The 15,548-nt window shown below is 41.2% G+C and carries 13 protein-coding genes, 1 pseudogene and 1 riboswitch; of the genes and pseudogenes, 9 read left to right on the top strand and 5 right to left on the bottom strand.

Annotated elements, in window-relative coordinates; genetic code table 11:
- Window positions 1-45 precede the first annotated feature (45 nt).
- Entirely contained in the window at window positions 46-2,445 is a 2,400-nt protein-coding gene (locus J7I93_RS11345) for a M14 family metallopeptidase (RefSeq protein ID WP_214725969.1), read from the top strand.
- A gap of 671 nt (window positions 2,446-3,116) precedes the next feature.
- Here the strand turns inward: J7I93_RS11345 and J7I93_RS11340 are convergent.
- Window positions 3,117-4,847: an AAA family ATPase gene (locus J7I93_RS11340; protein ID WP_214725968.1), complete on the bottom strand. Its 1,731-nt coding sequence runs from the start codon at window positions 4,845-4,847 to the stop codon at window positions 3,117-3,119.
- A 384-nt stretch (window positions 4,848-5,231) separates the two neighbouring features.
- Here J7I93_RS11340 and J7I93_RS11335 point away from each other — a divergent pair, with 384 nt between their 5' ends.
- From J7I93_RS11335 to J7I93_RS11320, 4 genes are all read left to right on the top strand, one after another.
- The gene (locus J7I93_RS11335) at window positions 5,232-6,575 is read left to right on the top strand and encodes an MATE family efflux transporter (RefSeq protein ID WP_214725967.1); all 1,344 of its coding nucleotides are present in this window, start codon (window positions 5,232-5,234) and stop codon (window positions 6,573-6,575) included.
- Between the two features lie 53 nt (window positions 6,576-6,628).
- A riboswitch (TPP riboswitch) is annotated at window positions 6,629-6,732 on the top strand.
- Between the two features lie 66 nt (window positions 6,733-6,798).
- On the top strand, window positions 6,799-7,398 hold the full coding sequence (gene thiT, locus J7I93_RS11330; protein ID WP_214725966.1) for an energy-coupled thiamine transporter ThiT: 600 nt from the start codon (window positions 6,799-6,801) through the stop codon (window positions 7,396-7,398).
- A gap of 102 nt (window positions 7,399-7,500) precedes the next feature.
- Window positions 7,501-7,770 (top strand): hypothetical protein, encoded by a 270-nt coding sequence (locus J7I93_RS11325; protein ID WP_214725965.1) that lies wholly within the window; start codon window positions 7,501-7,503, stop codon window positions 7,768-7,770.
- Between the two features lie 134 nt (window positions 7,771-7,904).
- On the top strand, window positions 7,905-8,144 hold the full coding sequence (locus J7I93_RS11320; RefSeq protein ID WP_214725964.1) for a hypothetical protein: 240 nt from the start codon (window positions 7,905-7,907) through the stop codon (window positions 8,142-8,144).
- A gap of 37 nt (window positions 8,145-8,181) precedes the next feature.
- Here J7I93_RS11320 and qoxD read toward each other — a convergent pair whose 3' ends face one another.
- The 4 genes from qoxD to qoxA are packed head-to-tail and all read right to left on the bottom strand — an operon-like array spanning window position 8,182 to window position 12,035.
- A complete protein-coding gene (gene qoxD / locus J7I93_RS11315; RefSeq protein WP_214725963.1) occupies window positions 8,182-8,484 on the bottom strand; it encodes a cytochrome aa3 quinol oxidase subunit IV in 303 nt (100 codons plus the stop codon).
- Entirely contained in the window at window positions 8,485-9,090 is a 606-nt protein-coding gene (gene qoxC, locus J7I93_RS11310; RefSeq protein ID WP_214725962.1) for a cytochrome aa3 quinol oxidase subunit III, read from the bottom strand.
- Window positions 9,080-11,056 (bottom strand): cytochrome aa3 quinol oxidase subunit I, encoded by a 1,977-nt coding sequence (qoxB, locus tag J7I93_RS11305; protein WP_214725961.1) that lies wholly within the window; start codon window positions 11,054-11,056, stop codon window positions 9,080-9,082. The genes qoxC and qoxB overlap by 11 nt, the downstream gene beginning before the upstream one ends.
- On the bottom strand, window positions 11,046-12,035 hold the full coding sequence (gene qoxA, locus J7I93_RS11300) for a cytochrome aa3 quinol oxidase subunit II (RefSeq protein WP_214725960.1): 990 nt from the start codon (window positions 12,033-12,035) through the stop codon (window positions 11,046-11,048). The genes qoxB and qoxA overlap by 11 nt, the downstream gene beginning before the upstream one ends.
- A gap of 396 nt (window positions 12,036-12,431) precedes the next feature.
- Here qoxA and J7I93_RS11295 point away from each other — a divergent pair, with 396 nt between their 5' ends.
- From J7I93_RS11295 to J7I93_RS25530, 4 genes and pseudogenes are all read left to right on the top strand, one after another.
- Window positions 12,432-12,875 carry a ferritin-like domain-containing protein gene (locus tag J7I93_RS11295; protein WP_214725959.1) on the top strand — a complete coding sequence of 148 codons (444 nt, stop codon included), beginning with the start codon at window positions 12,432-12,434 and terminating at the stop codon, window positions 12,873-12,875.
- Between the two features lie 179 nt (window positions 12,876-13,054).
- Complete coding sequence (gene ltaE, locus J7I93_RS11290) at window positions 13,055-14,077, top strand: low-specificity L-threonine aldolase (protein WP_214725958.1); 1,023 nt, start codon at window positions 13,055-13,057, stop codon at window positions 14,075-14,077.
- Between the two features lie 74 nt (window positions 14,078-14,151).
- Window positions 14,152-14,295, top strand: coding sequence for a hypothetical protein (locus J7I93_RS11285; protein WP_214725957.1), 144 nt, complete (start codon window positions 14,152-14,154; stop codon window positions 14,293-14,295).
- A gap of 881 nt (window positions 14,296-15,176) precedes the next feature.
- Window positions 15,177-15,545 (top strand): annotated as a pseudogene (locus tag J7I93_RS25530) (CAP domain-containing protein); the annotation flags it as partial.
- Window positions 15,546-15,548: the final 3 nt, after the last annotated feature.

The following is a 15,548-nucleotide window of genomic DNA, read 5'->3' as shown; positions in this document are numbered from 1 at the left end:
AACTTTGCGAAAACAGCCAACAGAAAAATAGGAGGTGCATGTTTTTTGTCAAAGAATAAGAAGTGGAAAAGCGGTCTAGTCGTCTTGACTGCAATTTCCGGGCTGGGTTTCTCCACGGTATACCCATCCTTTAGCACACCAACCGCTGCTGTTCAACAGGATGGACAGCCATTGCCAGTTGAAGAATCTGTATCTGTCGTCCAGCTTGAGGTGCCGAATAAGCAGGCAATGGATAAATTGCAGGAATTGGGCATTGATTTGACTCACCGGATCCACGAGCATGATGGTGTTATTGAGGCTGATGCTGTTGTAACGCCGACAGAAATCGCTCTTTTAGAAACTCATGGGATTAAAGTGAAAGAAACTTTAATCAATGAAAAACAATGGAAGGAAAGAACGGAGGAACGCAGACAGGCACAGCAGCAGGAGAATTCAATCACGGCTGCTGAGGATCAGATTACTATTTTGAGAGCCAATCATTTCACGAATCAATCCGGCACATTTTTATACCTTGAAGCGAAGTCTAATGCAGGAGAAACATCAAGCACCGCTTTGACTGCGCACTGGGCAGAGGATGGTGTTGAGAAAACTGCTGCACTCAGCAGGAAGGTAGATATGGGGGAGTATCTATACCACTATTTGCTTTTGCCTATAGATCAGATACCGAATCAAGTAAAAATTGAAAGCAATCTGGGCGGTACAGCAAGCCAGTCTGTAACAGAATGGCTTGGCGATGATAAGCCTGGAAATCCGAAAAAGCATTATGTAAAAGACTTTGTAGACCATTATATGGATCCTACCGAACTTTACGAGCGGGCAGAAAAATTGGCAGCGGAATTTCCTGATTTAGTTGAAATTATTGAAATGCCGAATAAAACAAACGGTTACCGCAGGAATGCACAGGCGATCCTTGGCAGTATGACGGATAACAGTGTGGTAATGACATCAAAAGCGTGGGGGCATGAGGGCGGAAACGATATTTCTGTAGAATTCAGAAATACAGGTGACACCCATTCTCCTCTTAATGTAATAGTTGAAGAGAAACGGATTATTGTGGAATTAGCGACCGATTCTAACGGGAATTCCGTAAGCGCTGCAAGAGAGGTCGCAGCAGCAATTAATTCCCAGGCAAGCAATCTGGTAACTGCCACTACATACAGAGGGAATAGTGGATTGGGAAATGTTGATCCAACAGAAGCCCAGTTAACCGATAACCTTAAAGCTCCGGGAAAAATCTCACGAGATCCATTCACTGTAAAAGCCATTCGAATTGGAAAGCATCGGGACGGTTCAAAGCCTGGTGTGCTTGGCTATGCACAAGAGCATGCTCGTGAATGGGTGACTCCGCTGGTTACAATAGAAACGGCGGAACGTTTGCTTCGTAACTATGCTCATGATGGAGAAACAAGAAAGTTAGTAGATAACCTGGACATTTTCCTGGTTCCATCTGCGAATCCGGATGGAGCCCATTACAGCTTCTATGATTATAATATGCAGCGGAAAAACATGACCAACCACTGCGGTCCAACGGCATCTGACCCAGAGCGCCGAAATAGCTGGGGAGTGGACTTGAACCGTAACCATTCAGTCGGTTCCGCGTTCGATGGTTTTATTGGAGCCAGTACTACAAACTGTACGAGCACCACATATGCCGGTCCTGAAGAAACATCTGAGCCTGAAGCACAAAATCTAGTTTGGCTGGCAGATCAAAACCCGAATATTAAATTTGCGATGAATATCCATAGCTACGGCGGTTATTTCATGTGGTCGCCAGGTGCCTATGATGCAAACCGCACGACACTCCCAAGACCGACTGCAGGTGAGGAAGCCTTCTATTGGGCAGCATCTGATCATATTTTAAATGAAATTCAGGATCACCGCGGCACTGTTATTTTACCAAGCCGTACAGGCCCAATTCCAGATGTATTATACTCAGCAGCCGGCAATTCAGCTGATTATTTATGGTATGAAAAAGGAATCTACGCATGGAACTTTGAAGTTGGGGCCGATTTATGGGATGAAGAAGAAGATCGATGGAGAGCAGTTGGATTCCAGCCGGACTTTGAAGAAGGCCATGAAGAAGCAATGGAATTTGCCAATGGCCTTATCGGATTGATTGAGGTTGCCTATAACCAATTTAAGGATAAACAGTCTCCGTCCACAAAGGCTGTGCCTGGCAAAGGAACCTTTAATGGACCAGTAAATGTTGAGTTCCAAACAAGCGAACCAGCCAGCATCTACTACACACTGGATGGAACCAGGCCAACTTTTGAATCCAATAAACTGCAGCTGAGCGGAACCCGTGAGCAAGCAGAAAAGCTTAAAATTGAAAACACAACAACCATCAACTGGTTCTCCGTAGACGCAGCCGGCAATATCGAAAAAAATTACAACCCGGTTGAAAAGGGAAACAACTATAATTCTGCTAAAATAACAATCAAATAACTGAAAAAGCCCCAGCCAAAACAAACTTTCAGGCTGGGGCTTTGATTTTTTTGCTAAAAAGGCTGCTCTTTGCGGATAAGATATAAATACCGGTCAAATCAGCAGTTTTACCGGCCAATTATAGAGAAATACCGGCCAAAACAGCGCATTTACCGGCCGATTGGAAAGAAATACCGGCCAAAATACGGATTTACCGGCCGATTGCAGAACAAAAGCTGAGAACAAGGAAACTAGTTCGAATAATTTATTATAAAAGATGATAATTAACTACCATCGCATAGGGGAAGATTGCAGTTTCGTTGTTAATGTCACTGAATAACTACCATACCCAAGGGAAAGCAGGCAATTTCGTCGTTAATCCCAATGATTAACTACCATATCCAAGGGAGAGCAGACAATTTCGTCGTTAATCCCAATAATTAACTACCATTTCCAAGGAAGAGCAGACAGTTTCGTCGTTAATCCCAATGATTAACTACCATATCTAAGAGGGAGCAGACTATTTCGTCGTTAATCTCACTAACTATAATGGGAACAATCCATCAAAGAAAGAGGTCACATTAATGTAAAAAAGCACCCGCTATAAATGAACCATTGCAATAATCTCAGTCAGCGAAACATATACCCCATACAAATAACAAAGCCGGCCCCATTCAGGGCCGGCTTCACTTTTAAGCTATAACCATATCAACATTTAATTCTCCCACAATCTCCTGAACCTCTGTACCTTCCAAAGTCTCTTTTTCAAGAAGAGCTTCTACAAGATTTTCAAATTGCGGCTGATGGTTTGCAATTAACAGTTCGCATCTTTCCAGCGCTTTTTGGAATAGATCCTGCATCTTAGCTTCTTTTTGTCCTTTATTAAAAGTAAGCTCGAAGCCGTTATCCAGCAGACCTGTATCGACCATTTGCTCGATAATATGCTTAGCTTGCTTAACATCGCCGCTGACACCAATGCTGTGCTCACCGAGAATCAATCTTTCGGCTACACCGCCTGCAAGAATCATGGCTACTTGATCAAGCAGCTCGCTGGTTGTGGAAAGATGAAGTTCCTTTTGTATAGGAGCAACATATCCAAGGGCTTCACCACGTGGAATGATTGTTGCCTTACGCACTGACCCCGGCTTGGTCAAAGCTGCAATCAAAGCGTGGCCAGCTTCATGAATCGCTACGCGCTGTTTGGTTCCTGCATCCTGAAGAGCACGGGTAGTGGTACCAAGGATTGTACGGTCAAGCGCATAATCCAAATCTTCTTTCGAGATAATTTCCTGGCCATTTCGTACAGCTCTTCGGCTTGCAGTTTCAAATAGTGAATGAAGGTCTGCGCCAGAGAAGCCTGAAGTGCTTTCAGCTAAATCACCAAGAGTCGTCATGACATCTTCAGCCAGCAATCTATTTTTCGTATGAATGTTGATAATCTCTCTTCGGCCCTTTGTATCAGGAAGCGGGACATTGAAAGAGAAGTCAATTCGGCCAGGACGAAGGAATGCTTCGTCCAGCATATCCTTTCGGTTTGTTGCTGCGATAAACAAAATCCCGTCATTGGAATGCCCGCCATCAAGCTGGACAAGAAGTTCGGTTAATGTTTTTTCACTTTCTTCTCCGCCATGCTGCTTTCTTCGGCCTGCCAGTGCATCCACTTCATCGATAAACACAACAGCAGGTGCATACTTTCTTGCATTTTGGAAAAGATTTCTTACACGGGAAGCTCCCACACCGACAAATAATTCATTAAAGCCGGAACCGCTGGTTGAGAAGAACGTTGCGCCAAGTTCCTTGGCAATTGCCTGTGCAAGCAATGTTTTACCCGTTCCGGGAGGTCCGTATAAAAGAATGCCCTTCGGGGGTTTAATCCCCATTTTCAGCGAGCGTTCAGGCTCTTTTAAAATAGAAAGAGTCTGCATGATTTCCTCTTTCATTTCTTCCTGGATGCCGCCCACATCTTCAAGTGAAATGGAAGGAAGGGGCTTTGGCTTTGAAACACTTTGCTTCATGGTATTTGTAGCGCCCATTCCGCCTTTTCCAGATTTAAATAAGTAAATTCCGATGGCTATGAATAATAAGACCAATCCGCCAAGAATCCAAGGCGTATACGGGCCTGTTGTTGCGAAAGTATATTGTATATTATAGGTTTCTACTAATTTATCAACCATTTCACTGTTAGGAGGCACATGTGAAATATACTCTCCATCAGGGGCAGTAATTAGTAGTTTGCCGTTTTTATATTCCTGTATTGCAACAGTCTTTCCATCCTGGGAGGCAATAAGCTTTTCCACAGAAGAAAACGGGACTGTCACTTCCTTATTTCCTGTTTGTACGGTCCAAATAACCGCTGCCAAAATCACCGTGACCACCAATAAAAGCGAAACAATCGTCGAAGGTTTCTGTAAACGTGATTTCAACTAATTCCCTCCTTATTGAACATATTCTCATTATAAGGAAAAAGAAAAGTTATTTATAGGCTTTTACACTTTTTAAACGTTGTAAATTATGGAAAAATAATATTTTGGCCGCTAAAGTGTGCTATAACAGGCCTTAAAAGATGCTTATTTGTGAAAGATATGTGACAAAAGGGAATGCACACAATCAGACTAGCACCATTCCAAGTATGATCCGGGCCCAAACAATCTTATTTTTGAGATTCCCAAAACAAATTTATTTTATCTCGAAAGTAGGAAAAGCTATCCAAACGCCGTTTTGCGTTTTAAATTCATATGATTGGAAGTTAAAAGGAAAATCATTGATAATAGAACTTATTACTTTATAAATAGAAAAAGGTGTAGGGGATGAACAGCCAGCAGGATTTTACGAAAGGGAATATATTTAAACAGCTCCTTATTTTTTCAGCACCCATCATGCTGACAAATTTGCTGCAGGTTTCCTATCAATTTATTGACAGTTTGTGGGTCGGAAATTTGCTTGGAGCTAATGCTTTGGGAGCCATAGCGGTTTCAGGGACTGTTATTTTTACTGTGCTTTCCTTTATTATTGGCATTAACAATGCTACTTTGACCATTTTGTCTCAGCAAAAGGGAGGAGACAATGAAAAGGGGCTTAAGAGATATTTAAATGCCTTCGTCGTGATTTTAACAGTCCTATCCATAGGACTCGGCTTGGCAGGATTTTTATTTTCCGAAAAAATATTGGTCTTCATGGGGACTCCTGCGGGAATAATTCCAGACGCAGCAGCTTATCTGCAAATTAACTTTCTCGGCATTCTATTTTTATTTGGCTATAATTTTATCGGCACTGTGCTTCGTGCTTTGGGAGACAGTAAAACTCCATTATACTTTGTGTTCATTGCGGTGATTCTGAATGCAATTTTGGATCCGCTTTTCATTTGGATATTTAATCTTGGAATAGAAGGGGCTGCGTATGCAACCATTGTTTCACAGGGAATTGCTTTTCTGGCCGGCATGGCGCTTATTCTCCGCAAAAATCTGGCACCATTCACCATGCCTTCATGGCCGCAGAAGGAAGAGGCAGCATTCATTTTCAAGCTTGGCATTCCATCTGGTCTGCAAATGACCGTTATTTCAGCTGGGGTGATGGCCATTATGAGTGTTGTCACATCGTTTGGGGGAGATGTGGTTGCCGGATTTGGTGCAGCACAGCGGATAGACAGCATCATTATGCTCCCGGCTATGGCTTTGGGGACTGCTGTAAACAGTATGGCAGGGCAGAATATTGGCAGTAATAAATGGGATCGCGTTCATAAAATTGCTCTTTTCGGAGTGATTTATAATCTTGTATTTATGCTTGTCATCGCACTGATAACGGTATTGATGGCTGAATATGGAGTAAGCCTGTTTATCCAGGAAAAAGAAGCGCTTGAATATGGAACCGATTATTTAAAAATGATAGCATTTTTTTATCCATTGCTTGGTATTAATTTTATCCTAAATGGGATAGTAAGGGCTTCTGGAGCAATGTTTCAGGTGCTGGTACTTAACATCATTTCTTTTTGGGTTCTGCGCTATCCTTTGACCTATCTTTTTTCAAAATTTATGGGGGAGAAGGGCATCGCTGCAGGCATGGGAGTCAGCTTTGCCATTAGCAGTGTGATCGCTTTCCTTTATTACCGGTATGGCAAATGGGATGAGCAAGAGCTATTTGAGGAAGGTAAATAAACCCTTTCCATAGATTAGAAAATAATATATAATAAAATGGAATAATTTGATAACGTTACCACAAGGGGAGCATTTTTGCTGAGAGTGAACACATTGGTGTTCTGACCCTTTGAACCTGTTAGTTAATGCTAGCGCAGGAATGTGGAATAAAAGGCAGAAGGAATCACTCTGCCTGCTTGTTCTCCTTTGGGGTATCGTCATACTTTTGAAGGGGGATTTTTTTATGAAAAAATTAAGCTTGGCAGCGATGATCGAGGCATCCTTTTTCGCAGCTTTTGCCATTATCCTGGATTTTCTGCCATCTATTAAACTTTCGCCATCAATATCTATCTCTGCTGCCATGATTCCGATTTTTATACTGGCATTCAGATGGGGCTTTAAAGTAAGCTTTATAGCAGGCTTATTATGGGGCATATTGCAGATTGCGATGGGAGATGCATGGATTGCTACACCACTGCAGGCTTTTATAGAGTATTTTATTGCTTTTGCTTTTATAGGATTTGCTGGTTTGTTTTATCTTCCAATCCAAAAACAATTGCGCAATGAAAACAAGAAAAAGGCACTTGGCTGGATTGTGTTAGCCATTTTTGCTGGAAGCTTCGCCCGCTATTTCTGGCATTTTATTGCAGGTGTTCTCTTTTTCGGAAGCTATGCACCAGAGGGAATGTCACCTGTTCTGTTTTCCTTCCTGGCAAATGGCGCAACCATGCTGGGAGCAGCCATATTATGTTCCATCGTGGCGGTATTATTAATTTCATCGGCGCCAAGATTAGTTCTTAGAAAAGCGGATGGCAGCATCACAGTAAACAAACGGGCTTCTTAACGATAAACCTCTTTGGATCATCCATCCGAAGAGGTTTTTTAATGATGTGGGTAACGAACTCCTGAAAATTGGGTATATTACTCAAAAAGGAGAGTGATTACCTTGTCTAATTCATTGCAAGGAAGCATTATCTCTGGTGTATATGACGCGGAAGCCAGTGCTTTTGAAATTCATAAAGTTAAAAACTTCAACACCCAATCAGTCCTTAATAAAGTACAGTGTGAAAATTTGTACCGATACTTATCACTTCATGAAGATGATGAGGATGGACAAATCATTACATTATATGACCAAATGCCTCTGATGCTGACACGCCAGGAAATTTGCAGCTTAAAAAAAGATCTGGAACAAATTAAGAAGCTATATCAATAGAAGAAACTAGCGTTTTTGCCAAAATGGCAAGACGTTTTTTCTTTCGGCGAAAACTGTGACAAATTTGTGACAAAAAAAGTTTGACATTTTTGTGAACAAAGTTAGAATATTTAGTAAAAAGGGGATGAGCAAAAATGAATGAAAAACAGCAGAGGGTCTTGCGTTTTTTTAGAAATCTAACTGCATCTGGCCTAATTCTTGGATTTGCAGTATTTATAAGCAGTTTTTTTGTAAGCGGTATCAAAGGTGAGTATATTCTATCTATAGGCTTAAGTATAATGGTTTCATCTATGCTGATTTTTGGGTTCGGAATATTTATTCATGTGATGGAGGAAATGACAGAAGGAAGTAAAGGAATAAGACAATATAAATAAAACCGGCCTCCAATATGGAGACCGGTTTTATTCTGTATTAATGGGCTGCGTGCCCAGCTGTCAAAACCCATATAGAACCTACGACAACAACAATAACCATAAACACAGCATAAATCATATTGATTAAATTTGTTTTTCCGTCTTCGCCTTCACGCAAATGCATGAACATGAACAGCTGCATGCCTGCCTGGACAACAGCCAGTGAGCCGATAATCCACATGATCACTTTAAAAGAAAGATTCGTTTTTAAAGCAATGCCTGCTGCTGCAAATGTAAGTACAAGGGAGGCAACGAATCCAATGACATGGCTAATAGGGAAGCTTTTCGCCTGCTTTTCCATTTATGCCACCAATCCTTTCAAATACACAAATGTAAAAATAAAGATCCAAACAACATCAAGAAAGTGCCAATATAGACCGATAATAAAAGTTTTCCTTGCTGTCGTTGGAGTAAGACCTCTTTTCAGTAATTGAAGGATGACCATGATGGCCCAGCCAATTCCGAGAGTCACGTGCGCCCCATGTGTTCCTAACAAGACGAATAAGCTGGAAAGAAACGCGCTTGTCTGCATCGTTGCACCTTCATGGACATAGTGAATGAACTCATTAACCTCCATGAATAGGAAGCCGGCACCAAGAGCAAGGGTGAGCACAAGCCAAGTAATAAGGCCTTTTAAGTTATTACGCCGCATTTCAAAGATGGCGATTCCCATTGTGAAGCTGCTCGTTAAAAGGAGGATCGTTTGAATCATGACGTCCTTTATCACAAAAATATCTTTATGAGTCGGCCCTCCAGCAAAACGTTCGTACAGAACGCCATACACTCCGAAAAGGGTAGCAAATAGGACGATTTCTGCTCCAAGGAATACCCAGAAACCAAGAATATTCATCTTGTCTTGCTCAGTTTGGTATTCAAGCGGCAATGACCTATCAAGATTAACTGACATGATCGTGCACCTCTCCTTCAGTCTTTCTCCAGGCATTTTCAATTCTGTGAATCTCATCTTTTTTCACATGGAAGCCTTCATTGTAATCGAATGAACGAATGAGTAATCCTGCAAGAATGCCGATTGCGGCAACAGCAGCAGCAATATGCCATTCAAATACCAGGAAGAAGCCGGCCATTCCAAAGATAACGCCCATATAAATCGGTACCCATGAATTGCTTGGCATATGAATCTCTTCAATTTCACTGTCATGCAGCGTCAAACCTTCGTTGTTTTTCTTCATGTGCCAGAAAGGATCCAATGTCTTAACTTCCGGCAGCTTCGCAAAGTTATAAAATTGAACAGGTGACGCAGTTGACCATTCCAGTGTTCTTGCATCCCATGGATCGCTCGAGATATTTCTCTGAGCATAGCGGACGCTCCAGTAAATGTTGTAGCAGAATACAGCAAATCCAGCTGCCAAAATAATAGAACCAATAGCTGATAGACCAAATAGCGGAGCAAATCCTGACTCTGCAGAATAAGTGTATGCTCGGCGTACTGCTCCGTTTAAGCCAAGGAAGAACATGGGCATGAACGTGAGATTAAAGCCAATCACAAATAGCCAGAAATGCCATTTTCCAATTCTTTCGTTAAGCATAAAGCCGAACATTTTTGGCCACCAGTAGTATAGTGCAGCGAATACCGCAAACACCACACCTGGAATCAACACGTAATGGAAGTGGGCTACAAGGAATAATGTGTTGTGATACTGGTAATCTGCTGCACCCATCGCCAGCATGACGCCTGTTACACCGCCAATAACAAAGTTCGGTACAAAAGCCAGTGCCCACAGCATGGCGGAAGTAATTTTAATGCGGCCTTTCCGCATGGTGAACAGCCAGTTAAACATTTTAACTCCAGTCGGGATGGCAATGGCCATCGTTGTGATCGAGAAGAAGGAGTTAACAGCAGGCCCTGAGCCCATTGTGTAGAAATGGTGGACCCAAACCACCATACTTAAAAGTGCAATGCCAAGGATGGAAAAGACCATCGATTTATATCCAAAAAGAGATTTGCGAGAAAATGTCGCAATAACTTCAGAGAAAATCCCGAATGCTGGAAGTGCCACAATATAAACTTCAGGATGTCCCCATAACCAAAATAGATTGGCCCATAGCATATCCATTCCGCCGCCGGACACAGTAAAGAAGTGTGTTCCATAAAGACGGTCAAACGTCATCAGCGCCAAAGCAACCGTAAAGATCGGAAATGCTGCCACTATAAGGATTGACGTAACAAAAGTCGTCCATGTGAACATCGGCATTTTCATTAGTGTCATGCCTTTTGTTCTCATTTTTAAAATCGTAACAATGAAGTTAATCCCTGTCATTAATGTACCAATACCGGCAATTTGCAGGGCGACTGCGTAATAGTTATTTCCGATTCCCGGACTGAATTCCTTTCCGGCAAGAGGGAAGTAGGATGTCCAGCCAGCATCAGGAGAACCGCCAATAACAAACGAAATATTAAACAGCATAGCACCGCTGAAAAACAGCCAAAAGCTTAATGCGTTAAGCTGAGGGAACGCGACATCACGCGCACCAATTTGCAGCGGAATCACAACGTTCATTAATCCAATCAAAAACGGCATCGCCATGAAAAGGATCATAATTACGCCATGGGTTGTGAAAATTTCATTATAATGCTGTGAATCGAGAAATCCCATTTCAGGTCGTGCTGTTTGGGCTTTCATTAGCAATCCATCCATTCCGCCGCGGAAAAACATTAAAACGGCAGAAATGATATACATAATTCCAATTCTTTTATGATCAACAGTGGTAAACCACTCTGTCCAAAGGTATTTCCATTTTTTCAAATACGTGATCCCGGCCACTGCGCCAATCATAGTTAAAAGAATAGCAATCTGTGAACCTAGTATAAGGGGATCTCCAGTAATAAAAAATTCATCCCATTTAATGTCCATTATGGTCACCTCCATGGTTATCTTCGCTTTCATCATGTCCAGTCTGTCCATGATTTTCGATCACATTAGCTTCATTGCTTTTATAATTATCCTGTTCTTCAAATACTTTTCCTTGATATCCATGGCCTCTGTATAACTCTGGGTTGGTATATGACTTGGAATTGGGGTCTGCATGGTTCACCCAATCTAAATGAGTATTTGAGAATGTCAATCTTCCCATATGGGTAGGTTTTAGCAAGTCCTCATATTCAGATTCTGTTAACTTTGGAGCTGTCTTTTTTACATCTTCAATCCATTGGTCAAATTCATCATGGGTTTGTGCAAGTACTTCAAATTTCATATCCGCATAGCCGCGTCCATTAAAGTTCGTATTCTGCCCCTCATAGGATCCAGGATTATCTGCCACAAGATACAGCTCTGTTTCCATTTTTGGCATTGTATATTTCTGTCCGCCCAGGGCAGGAACCCAGAAGGATTGCATCGTGCTGGCAGAAGTCATCTTAAATAAAACAGGAGTATCTTCCGGAATATTGACATAGTTAACAGTTTCAATTCCTTCTTCCGGATAACTGAAAATCCATTTCCAGTCAGCAGATGTAACATGTATGGTAATAGGCTCTTTTTCTTCATATCCTTTAGGCACTTCTTCAAGAGCATAAAGGGTTTTAACTGTAGGGATTGTCAAGGCAATAACAATTAGGATTGGTATTCCTGTCCAAATAATTTCCAAAAGTGTGCTGCCATGCTCCTCTGGTGGTTCATAGTCCATATTTTCAGGACGTTCACGGTATTTCCAAACGATGTAGCCGAATAATCCAAATACGACTACAACTACGAGAAGCATCCAGATCAGGGACCAGTTTATTAAATCAGTAATGCTTCTTGCAACAGGGCCCTGCGGTTCAAACACAACCATATTGCAGCCGCTGAGAACAAACAGGGGCAATAAGGCTGTTAAAGAGAGCAGAAATTTCTTCATCTGATTTTCATCTCCTTTTGTTAAAGACAACTATTGTTAAATAATTCACAAATAATGTGCGGTTTTTCACAAATCTGTCAAAAAAATATATTGATGAAAAACCTGAACAGACAAAACCTTTATTAAACCTAGTTATCACTGTGTAAATGATAATAACATAGAGAAAAACGATAAGTTGTGACAAATGTTAGAAGGAAATAAATGTAAGCAATAAGCAAGCTAATTATTATTGTCAAAGTACATTTACAACAAGGGTTTGATAGGAAAAATGTATTTTTGAACAAATTTTGAACATTTTTTTAAAGATGAAAAGAAAACGATATCATTTATTCAGGCACCTGTTTTAAGAAAAAACCATAGGATAGATAATAAATTCCGCCCAGGGAGGTTTGAGTTATGTATCCATATTATTACTATCAGGGCAGCATGAATGGTCGCCAGAATGATAAAATGGCAGCAGATATTGCAAAGGCCATCAACGGTGAATATGGTGCTGTTCAATGTTATCAAAAGCTTTCTGAAATGGCTTCTAACCAAAAAGAAAAAGACCAAATCTTAGAAATCAGACAAGATGAGATTAAGCACTTTCAGCAATTCAGTCAAATTTATATGAACCTGACCGGCCAGCAGCACCAAGCCCAAATGACAGAAGATTGCCCGAACACCTATAAGGAAGGTTTGGATTTTTCATTTAATGACGAACAAGATACTGTGGATTTTTATTTGGATATAGCTGAGCAGACATCAGATCCAACCATTAAAGAAGTTTTTAAAAGGGCAGCAGGGGATGAACAGAACCATGCCGTCTGGTTTTTATATTTCTTGAATAAGCAAAAATAAGAGGCCTTCCTTAAGGACTCTTATTTTCTTTTGCTCCGTTAACATTGTCCGTAGATTTCGCTCAAAGAATAAATTGCCGAAATCAACTATAAGTTTTATGTTCATGAACACCCTTTTTTATTGAAAAATACAGAATAGTGAAGTAACATGGACTAAAAAATGAATGGCAGGGTGAGGATATGATCGACTTACGAAGTGATACAGTAACAAAACCAACAGAGGAAATGAGAAAAGCCGCTTATAAAGCTGATGTAGGAGACGATGTGTATGGCGAGGATCCAACTATAAATAAATTGGAAGAAACCGCTGCTGAAATTTTGGGAAAAGAAGCTGCCTTATTTGTTACAAGCGGCACACAGGGAAATCAGATAGCGATTTTGACGCATTGCCGTCCAGGTAACGAAATCATTCTTGAAGCAGAAAGCCATATATTTTATTATGAATCCGGCGCTGCATCTGCATTTGGAGGTGTCCAGACAAGGACAATCAGGGGTGATAGAGGTGCAATGGACCCCGCTGAAGTGAAGTATGCCATAAGAGGAGAAGATCAGCACTATCCAGAGACGGGCCTGATTTGCCTTGAAAATACCCATAATAGAGCAGGCGGTGCTGCAGTTCCGGTTGAAAATATGAAGGAAATACATAAAATCTCTAAAGAAAATAACATACCTGTACATATTGATGGGGCAAGACTATTTAATGCCGCAGCAGCATTAAATCTGCCAGCGAAAGAACTCACTCAATATTGTGATACTGTTCAAGTGTGTTTATCCAAAGGATTAGGTGCACCAGTTGGCTCTATTCTTGCAGGGAACAGGGAGTTTATTGCTTCTGCAAGGAAGTGGCGTAAAAGGCTTGGAGGGGGGCTTCGCCAGTCAGGGATCATAGCTGCTCCTGGACTTGTAGCATTATCACAAATGAGAGAACGCTTATACGAGGATCATGAAAACGCTCAATATCTTGCCGAACAGCTAAGCCAAATTAATGGAATTCACATCATCAATCAAGTGGATACCAATATTGTTGTGGCTGATGTTAAAGACCTTCATATCGATTCTTCCCAATTCGTTGAGAAAATTAAAGCAGAAGGGGTTCTTGCAGGCACATTTGGGCCTACTTCCGTCCGTTTTGTAACCCATTATGATGTTTCGAAAAACGATATTGAAAAAGCTATTTCAGCAATCCAAAGGGCCGCAGGCTAAAAGAAGAATTTCACTTTTAATCCTCTCTAAAAAGGGTATTGAATAATAAATCCTTTTAGAAAGGAAGGAAGAAAATGAAAAACAACGGTGAATGGTATAGTGAGCAAAATTCAGTTTATAAAACTTGGGAAGACAGGCAAGACAAAGAGGTTCTCGGGAAAAATGCTTTATATTATGGAATCCCATCTTTGATCATGATCATATTGCTTTTTTTGTGATAAACCGTATATAAAAAACGCATGTTATTTTCTGTAACATGCGTTTTTTTATGCACTCAATACCGTCCTTGCCACACAGGGGAAGAATAGTGCTGATGATGAGCATGAAAATGGCTGGGATCCCAAATGCTGTGAAACGGGTATCCCTGGTGCACGGGCTGGTACCAAAGCCCATAAGACATCGCTGGAAAGCCTTGATAAGAAACTCCGCCATTCATTCCTGTTATGATATATTGCCTCAAAGGTATCACTCCTCATTTGTTCCCTTACCAACAAAATATGCTTTGAAATTCAGGAAGTTCCCATAAGGCAGATTCGACTTTTTCTCTATATTTCCAACCATACTTTCCTCATTAATCCGCATTATAAGAAAGTAAATTTATTTTAAAGGAGATCAGCTAAAGATGAAGATACTTTTTAACAGAAACTTTTTGTTAGGCGTATTTTTCGTTCTTTTGCTTGCAGCATGTAATAATAATGCCGAGCAAGGGACGGATAATGGAAATTTGACAGGCAATGAATTGGAGGAAATAAGCAATACAAATAATGTGAATGTGGAAAGAGAAAGAAGGGGAGCGACTCCTCTTGAATTGCAAAGAGTGAATAATGGCTATCTGACCATTGACCCGAATTCCTACAGCACAGGTATGCCAAGCCAGGAATTCCCCCACAGTGAGTTAACCAATGATGGCGGTATTCCATTTTTCCAGTTTGGAGAGGAAGATCAGCAAAATCAGGGAATGACTCCAGCCCAGCCTGGAACTGACCAATTTAATCAGCCGTTCGGCCAGGGAGGAATTGGCGGACAGCAGCCGGCAGCACCAGAGACGCGAGAGGAAACAAACCAGGCGCCTGCTGCACAGGGTGACGAAATCAATAATTTTGAAGCACAAGTAATTGAGTTAACGAATGCAGAACGTTCAAAAAATGGACTTTCAGCCTTAAAGGCAAGTAATCCATTAAGTAATGTGGCACAGGCAAAATCAAATGATATGCAGCAAAAGAATTACTTTTCCCATACGAGCCCAACTTATGGTTCACCATTTGACATGATGAGAGACTTTGGCGTCAACTACAGCAGCGCCGGAGAAAATATTGCAATGGGACAGCAGACACCACAACAAGTCGTTCAGGCATGGATGAACAGTGAAGGGCATAGAAAAAATATTCTGAATGGCACATTCACTCATATTGGAGTTGGATATACAGAGAACGGATCTTACTGGACTCAGATGTTTATTAGCAAGTAATAA

The sequence above is a fragment of the Bacillus sp. ISL-47 genome (assembly GCF_018613175.1).
Taxonomy (GTDB): domain Bacteria; phylum Bacillota; class Bacilli; order Bacillales; family Cytobacillaceae; genus Cytobacillus.
Note: the sequence above shows the minus strand (reverse complement) of the source record. Positions and strands in the feature narration are given on the sequence as shown.